This is a genomic window from Sporomusa sp. (assembly GCF_035561255.1).
GTDB lineage: Bacteria > Bacillota > Negativicutes > Sporomusales > Sporomusaceae > Sporomusa.
This window is the reverse complement of the sequence record NZ_DATMXX010000150.1, coordinates 1-7734: the sequence shown is the minus strand read 5'-3', so window position 1 is coordinate 7734 and position 7734 is coordinate 1. Positions and strand designations below refer to the sequence as shown.

The 7734-nt window shown below is 42.9% G+C and carries 6 protein-coding genes and 1 pseudogene; 4 read left to right on the top strand and 3 right to left on the bottom strand.

Annotated elements, in window-relative coordinates:
- The 3 genes and pseudogenes from VN379_RS08685 to VN379_RS08675 all read left to right on the top strand — a co-directional run.
- Positions 1–222: pseudogene (locus tag VN379_RS08685) on the top strand (rubrerythrin); the annotation flags it as partial.
- 21 nt (positions 223–243) lie between these two features.
- Positions 244–819: an NAD(P)H-dependent oxidoreductase gene (locus VN379_RS08680; RefSeq protein WP_325523161.1), complete on the top strand. Its 576-nt coding sequence runs from the start codon at positions 244–246 to the stop codon at positions 817–819.
- Positions 820–906: 87 nt separating this feature from the next.
- Positions 907–1467, top strand: a complete 561-nt coding sequence (locus tag VN379_RS08675; RefSeq protein ID WP_325523159.1) for a flavin reductase family protein — start codon at positions 907–909, stop codon at positions 1465–1467.
- A gap of 538 nt (positions 1468–2005) precedes the next feature.
- Here VN379_RS08675 and VN379_RS08670 read toward each other — a convergent pair.
- The 3 genes from VN379_RS08670 to VN379_RS08660 form a co-directional block, all read right to left on the bottom strand.
- Positions 2006–3736: a B12-binding domain-containing radical SAM protein gene (locus tag VN379_RS08670; RefSeq protein WP_325523155.1), complete on the bottom strand. Its 1731-nt coding sequence runs from the start codon at positions 3734–3736 to the stop codon at positions 2006–2008.
- The gene (locus VN379_RS08665; protein WP_325523153.1) at positions 3737–4864 is read right to left on the bottom strand and encodes a cyclic nucleotide-binding domain-containing protein; all 1128 of its coding nucleotides are present in this window, start codon (positions 4862–4864) and stop codon (positions 3737–3739) included.
- 171 nt (positions 4865–5035) lie between these two features.
- Positions 5036–6682, bottom strand: coding sequence for an ATP-binding protein (locus VN379_RS08660; protein WP_325523151.1), 1647 nt, complete (start codon positions 6680–6682; stop codon positions 5036–5038).
- Between the two features lie 261 nt (positions 6683–6943).
- On the opposite strand from VN379_RS08660, the gene VN379_RS08655 reads away from it, so the two are divergent.
- Entirely contained in the window at positions 6944–7564 is a 621-nt protein-coding gene (locus VN379_RS08655) for a TetR/AcrR family transcriptional regulator (RefSeq protein ID WP_325523149.1), read from the top strand.
- The last annotated feature ends 170 nt before the right edge of the window (positions 7565–7734 follow it).

The window sequence follows — 7734 nt, the reverse complement described above, 5'->3', positions numbered from 1 at the left end:
GATGTATACAGGGGCGCCCTGGCAAAAGAGTATGAAAGTGTGGAACTCTATAAAAAATTAACTGAAACTGCAGCAACACACGAGGAAAGACTACTTTGTGATAAACTTATGCATGAAGAAGAACAGCATGTGGTTGTGCTTGATCATATTATTGAGTTGCTAAACCATGTTACTGACTGGGTCGAATCGGCAGAATTCAATCTTAAAGAAGAAAAATATTAATAGAATAGAGGAGGAATACATATGACGAAAAAGAGAATAGGGGTTCTTGTAGGCAGTCTGCGCAAGGAATCGTTTTGCCGGAAAATTGCGAAGGCATTACAGCTGCTGGCTCCTGAAGCCTTTGAGATGGAAGAAATCGAAATAGCCGGGCTGGAAATATACAACCAGGATTTCGATGACGAGGGTAACCCGCCTGCAGCATGGACAGCTCTCCGTGAACGCGTGAAAAGCTATGATGCAATTCTTTTCATAACCCCTGAGTATAACCGCTCTGTCCCTGCAGTGCTCAAAAATGCTATAGATATCGGCTCACGGCCATATGGCAAAAATGTATGGGATGGCAAACCCGGTGCGGTAGTGAGTGTATCACCTGGCGGAATAGGTGCTTTTGGCGCTAATCACCATCTCAGGCAGTCACTTGTCTGCCTGAATGTTCCTGTTATGCAGCAGCCTGAGGCCTATATCGGAAATGTTGCTACCCTTTTTGACGCTGATGGGGTTCTTAGTAGTGATAATACTCGCGAGTTTTTACAAAAGTTTTTGCAGGCATTTGCAACGTGGATTGTCAACAATGCCCCAAAACAGCCGCTGAAATAATCATTATATAACATATCTTCAGGTATCGGATTGTTTAGTCTGTAGATACTATCAGTGTAAAGGGCTGTTCAAAAAAGGGGGCATTCAATGGAAAAAATTAAGCTGCCCAACAGGCCAATTGGCCCATTTCCAACCGTGCTTGCCGGAGTAGAAGTCAATGGCAGGCCCAATTATGTTACAATAGGGGCCTGTGGAGTAGTAAGTCTTGACGCTGTACTTTATATATCCCTAAAAAGTACCCATTATTCGATCAAGGGGGTCAAAGAGACCGGTTTTTTCAGTGTCAATATACCCTCGGCAGAGACGGTTCGAAAAACAGATTATTGCGGTGTAGTATCAGGAAAGAATATAGACAAGTCAAATTTATTTACATCCTTCTATGATGATCTTGGCAGAGCACCAATGATCAAAGAGTGCCCGATGAACATGCTGTGTAAAGTCATTAATCAGGTACCAATGTTTGGGTTTGAGATGTTCTTTGGCGAGATTGTGGCTGTATATGGCAATGAGCAATGTCTGACAGACGGAAAATTAGATCCGCTAAAAGTTAACCCGATAATTATGATGGGGTCAGCTTACTTTAACTTGGGGCATGAAGTGGGCCAGATATTTAAAGAGGGTAGAGAATTTAAAAAAGAGTTAACCTGAGATGTAATATATTTCCAGGTATTAACTAGCTTAATCGGCAGATACTATCAGTGTAAAGGGTCTGTAATGGTTGAGCCAAGACTGGTATCGGGTCTGAAAGGGCTCGGTATTGGTCGGCCAAAGATTGGCGTCGGGTCGCAAGGTTCGGCGTTAGTCGGCGGGAAGACTGGCATGGGTCTCGAAAGGCTGTACGGTAGCCCAACTGTTGCCGTGTGGTCCCAAGGGATTTATGTTGGTCGAGCTAAGACTGCTATGGGTTGCGAATAATAGGGGTCGTTTGCAGTCGTGAGATTGCAGGCGGTTCAGTAGCTATCTGTGGTAGTCGAGCAAAGGTTTGCATCGGTTGTGTAATGCTTGTGGGTAGGCGAAAGTCTGCGTATAGGTATGTAATGATCGGTGTAGGCTGTAGCGTAGATCATTGCGGGCTCTTTACTTTATAGCGGATTATCTGAGTCACTCACAAGGAGTGACTTTTTTAGTTTGTGGAATGCATATAAAAAAAGCAGGCACCTTACGGTACCTGCTGAGTTAAGGACGTCTATTCGGTATAGGTTCTTGCCAGCTGGCGGCTGGCGGCATTAATGGAAGCTGTAATCTCCCGGGTATAATCGGTACTGCCGCTAATAATGTCAAGCAACGTTTTTTGTTTAAACCGGACGAGATCGAGTTTGGACTGAAGGCCAATTGCCTCAGTCATCATTAGGTATTCATCTGAAATATCTGTGGGAATACCAAGGCTTGCCGCGTATGCCCGGAGTTTTCCGGTCTCCTTTAGCACTGTTTTACTTTCCATATCGTTAAGCGAGGAGCCCAGATCATCCCAGAATTCAACAGGCTTATAAATTGAGTATTCATATTCCATGAATCGTTGGGTAAAGGTCGCGGCACCATCAGAGAATCTGAAACCAAATTTATCGGCCTCCTTATACCAATTTGTTTCCGGGAAAGGTCCGGGAGGATTCACAATAACCGTATCCGGCAGTGCTGCATCAATTAAGGTTATATTGGCCTGAAAGACTTCTTCCATAGCAATCCCTGGTGGCAATGGGCAGGGATAAATCAGCGAGAGTCCGACCCGGCAAGGCAAACTGACTGCGTCAGATGCCAGGCGAATAGTAGCGATCGTATTAATAATATCTTTTCGCTCGACCCCCTTATTCATTATTTCCCGGTTAACTCCGTCATGTCCGGTTTCACCGCCCATAAATACAGCCCTGAGACCAGCCTGAATCAGGAGGCGATAGGTTGCCAAAGTCTCCTCACTTACGTTGGCGGCACGAACAAACATAGAAAAACGGATATTCAGGCCATGTGTTAAAATAGCTTCGGCAATTTTCCGCCCATGAGCCATCGGCGTTTCTGAACTGCTAAACCGGAAGAATGATATTCCGCGTTGGAGCATTGCTTTAATCTCAGTAATAATATCCTCCACAGGTCGTGGCGTAAAAGGAACAGCGCAGCGGGTATGGGAGCAAAAGTTGCAATTATTCCAACTGCAACCAACACCGTCGACAATTGTGTGAAAAAGAATTTTGTCGTCAAGATCGGCGTTGTGATAGTTGGGAATTGTTTGGGCCGCCAATCCCCGGATAACATCGTTCTGATTGCCGGCAAATCCACCTGTTTTTAGCAACCGTCCCCCCAGTTGCTCGTGGACTTGCTCAAGAAAAACGCTTTTAGACTGGGTTTGCCGATATAAAGTAATAATCTTTTCAAGAATTTCTTCACCAGGACCCATGATGGCGAGATCAAATTCTGAGTGCGAAAGTACGAAATCTCCATATACTTTAACCTGCGGCCCGCCTGCTATAATGACTGTTTCCGGGCTATGCCGCCTGATTTCAGTGGCTAGTTCACGGCACCAGGTATAGGCTTCACCATACCATAGCTTGAGGCCGACGATTGGAATGTGCCTGTTCTTTAGGTCGACGGCGATATCGCGCAGCCTGTTACGCAGATATTCGCGCCTGCACTGGAGGGCATAGGCCTGCAACGGCCAAGCCGCAAGTAACAGACCGGCAGCAACCGGTTTGAGTCGGTAGGTTTTCATTAACAACCGCGTCATGACTTTTAAGAGCTGCAGGCACCACTGTGGTACACCATTCTCCAAAGTGGTTACTCTTTGATCATCGATAATCTCAGCCTGAATCCCTTTACTCTCCAGATAGGTACGAAGAATAACCAAGCTGTTTTCAAGGGCAGCATCTGAAACCACCCGCTGACGTGGGGCATAACTGTTAATCAGAAGTATATCCGGGGTGGGTTTCATTTATTTTACCTCCTTATATTGATTAAGACGCAGTTTCGTACCAATTTCCGGCCAGGAACGCTGAAGCTTTTCAAAGGAAAACCTGGATATCGTCAATATTTCACAATCAGTAACAGCCGTTGCATCAAACTGGTGATGAGTCTGGGCAAACAGTCCTACTGTGCCAAAGGCATTACCAGCCTTAGCATAGTGAACATATCCTGTTTGATCGGTAATACGCATTTTTCCCGCAATAAGCAGGTTAAGTTCGTTGCACACATCACCCTGACGGATAAACTCACTGTCTTGTCGGCATTCGACCGGAGTAGCTATACGAAGCAGGCCCTTAGCTTCGGCTTCATTTAAATTAACCAGAACATCTAAACCGGATAAGGGATCACCAACATGCTGTGTAACGAAATCCCATCGTGCCTGGTCACTGGTAAAAAGGTTAACAGGAAAGCGGGAGGCCTCAGGGAAGTTAGTTAGATACCAGTCTCTGGCCGCAGTTGAATTAGTGTACTTTTTGGCGATGCGTAAATAGGGTGAGCGAATAGCAATTAGATGTTCGATATCTTCAGGCATAAGTAAAATGGGAACAACAAATCCGTACCCTGGATCTTGAAAGCCAGCTGCAAAAGATTGATATCCCAATTGCTCATACATGGGGAGAAGGTATGGATTGCAGCCACTCAAATTAAACTGAATATTATGCTCTCTTAGAAATTCATAGCATCTTGCTAACAGGCGAAAAAATACAGGGGTCTTTCGATATAAGGGATCAACCATCATTTTGGTGCCAAAGCAGATATTTTTACTATTCGGATTGAAATTCTGGAAGCGATTGAGTTGAAAGGTACGTGCTAATTCGGTCGGAAAGTCACTAGCTTTACCAAAGGTTGCCCTGACTGTACCGATAATACGTCCATCTGATAATTTGGCGTAGGCTAGTTGACTCCATGAGTCTAGTTCATCAATTATAACTTTCCGGAAGTGATCGGTACTGGGAATAATACGATTCATTTCTTTAATATGAATTTGGTAACGAAAATGATAGATAGCCTGTTTTTCTTCTTCAGTATAAGCGTCAAGGATTTTAATATTTTCCCATTTCAAGTCAGATTCTAGTTTCAGTTGTTTGTTTAACATTGTTTGTCACTCCTTCACTTTTTTAATCGACGTGTAATAACGGGCAAGATTAATAGCAAGTTCACATAAAAATCACCTCCATAACGTTGTTAACCTTCCCGCCCCATCACTCATGTCAGATGAGTGTGAGGCGAAAAAAAAAAGGCCTTTCGGCCTCTTTCTTACGGTGTACTAGGTGCTTGGAAACCTTATATGAATTGTCGTCCCGGCCGATCCAGTGTCAATTTCAAGTTTAGCATTATGTCTATGAGCAATACGATAGCAGATGGCCATACCCAGGCCAGTACCGGTTTCTTTGGTTGTGAGAAATGGCTTGCCCAGGTTATCCAGAACCTGTTGGGGAATGCCTGTACCCTGGTCAGAGACGCTCAGTGTAATTTCATTACCGTTGACAGCGGTTTTAATGGTTAGTCTTCCTCCAGACGGCATAGCTTCGACAGCGTTACGGGTAAAATTGAGTATAAGCTGTTTTATTTCTTTGGCATCAAGATACAGGTTCGGAATTTCGCCAAGCTCAAGGATTGTTTCAATATTAGAGGAAACAGCATCAGCCTGAACCAAAGGATAGATCGTTAATATAATCTCATTAAGTTTACATTTTTTCATATCAATACTTTTATTTTTACTTAACGCGAGATATTCGGTAATAATATGGTTGGTTCGGTCAAGTTCGTCAAGTAACAAGGTAAACTGCTCTTTATAATGCTGAAACTCACGTTTGTTACCAAACATCTGCAAGTAGCCGCGCACAGTGGTCAGGGGATTGCGAATCTCATGCGCGAGATTCGCAGCCATTTGGCCAACAATGTTCAACCGGTCAAGACGCGATACATCCTGTTCCAACAAGACTCGCTTAGTAATATCACGCATAATTCCTTCAACTGCAAGAAGTTGACCATCTGAGCCAGTGACAATGTTCTGCTTTGGTTCTACCCATAGAATGTCACCGTTTTTATGTACCACCCGTAGTGTGGCAAACTCATTAAGAACGATTGGTGACTTAATCAGTTTCTTAAAATTTCCGTGGTCTGCTGGATGAATGATGCGTATAACATCGCGCAGCGTTTTTATAGAAATAGGATCATAGCCAATCAGCTTTTTCACAGAAGGACTAATGTATTCGAATCCAACAGGACTAGTCAATTGATACCGGTAAATAACATCAGTAGCGTTTTCTGCTAACAGACGATAGTACTTTTCTTTTTCTGCAAGTTCAACTCTGACTTTTTCAAAATAAATAAATACGATACCGATTGCAACTGTTGAACGAAGTAATGCATCTATCAGATAGCCCCAGGGAGCAAACCACCTAATTTGGAATAAAAACGGCATGTCAAATGCGTGGACGCCAAGCAGAAAAAAGCCTCCTGCAGTAAGCCAAATTCCCAGACCACTAATGTTCATTTGACTGACAACTTTCCCGGTACTGACATATGCAAATGCAATATAAATTGCGCCAGGCAGCAAATAGACCTCAGCCGGTAAACCAATTAATCTTCCAATTACAGAAAAGATCAGGACGAATACGCATCCTGACAACCAAACAATAGAGAATCTTCTTCCTGCCAACTCCATTGTACCAGCCGTTAGAAGCAGGCAATGTGCGAAAACAAAAACTCCATATAAAACTCCTAGTATCAGTGAGGACTGTTCGATAAAAGCAATTTCAAAAAAAATGATCCGGATTTCATGTATAACCCATGCAGCCATCCATTTTGCCAGGTAGCTATGCTTGTATTGGATGTAAAGATAGGTGTAGGTCAAAACCATTAATGTACTCGCGATGATATTCGTGGTTAAAGCGGCGTCCATAGACATGGAAGGACCTCCCGTAACCTTACTCTATATTGTGTAGAAGAGCTCTTACAGCATAGTACCAATTTATTTGGAGTATAAATCTATTTTTCTAGATAGGTACTGAATCTCCTTCTACATATTCCCATAATTTCCAATACTAACCGACAAGTTTTGTGAAATAATAGAAAGTAAATTATAGGGATGAACTCCTATAGTTCCAGCGTTGACTTTCACCATTATGTGAAATACAATTTACCTAACAACTGGTCGTTATGGAGGTTAATGGTGAGCAGTCAAACCAAAGTCAAGATTAAAAACATTGCTCTTAGCCTATTTGCTAACAATGGCTATGATGCAACAAGTATGGAGAAGATTGCGGCTGGAGTGGGAATTAAAAAATCATCACTTTATGCATTTATTACCAGTAAAGAAGCACTCTTTTGGGAGATATACGAAGATCTTGAGAGTCAATATCATAATTACATGGAGCAGGTTTTGTCAGAATCAGAAAACATGTTGCCACCAGAGCGACTGTATTATCTCTTTAAGAAGTATCTGATGGGCACTCAGAACACTTCTAATCAAGAAGGGCCGGCCGCGAGAACCTTTTGGATTCGCGTAATGTTTTTCCCGCCGGTTGCCTTAAAGGATAGACTGTTGACGCGGGCGCTAAACCATGAAATGGGACTTGGTGAGAGATACAAAGAGATAATCCAGGATGGCATTAGGCAAGGATTAATCCAGAAAGACCCGCCGGAAGAAATTTTGCTTTCTTACTATAGCTTAAGACAGGGTCTATATTCACTCATGAATGTATTCATGTCTGATCTGACGGAAGATCAGAAGCTTGACAAGATTGATAAGGTTTGGCGTAAGTATTGGCAAGGAATAAAAGGGAGATAGTATTAAGGATTCCGGTGTTTACCGGCATCCTTAATTTTTTTATTTTTGCTTATGGTATTAACTCGATGATCTTTTGTCTGTTGACTTATCCCATAATATAGGATAAAATCTACCTAACGAACGGTCGTTTAATATATAAAACCTTTTCCTTACAGGAGGCTATCATGAGT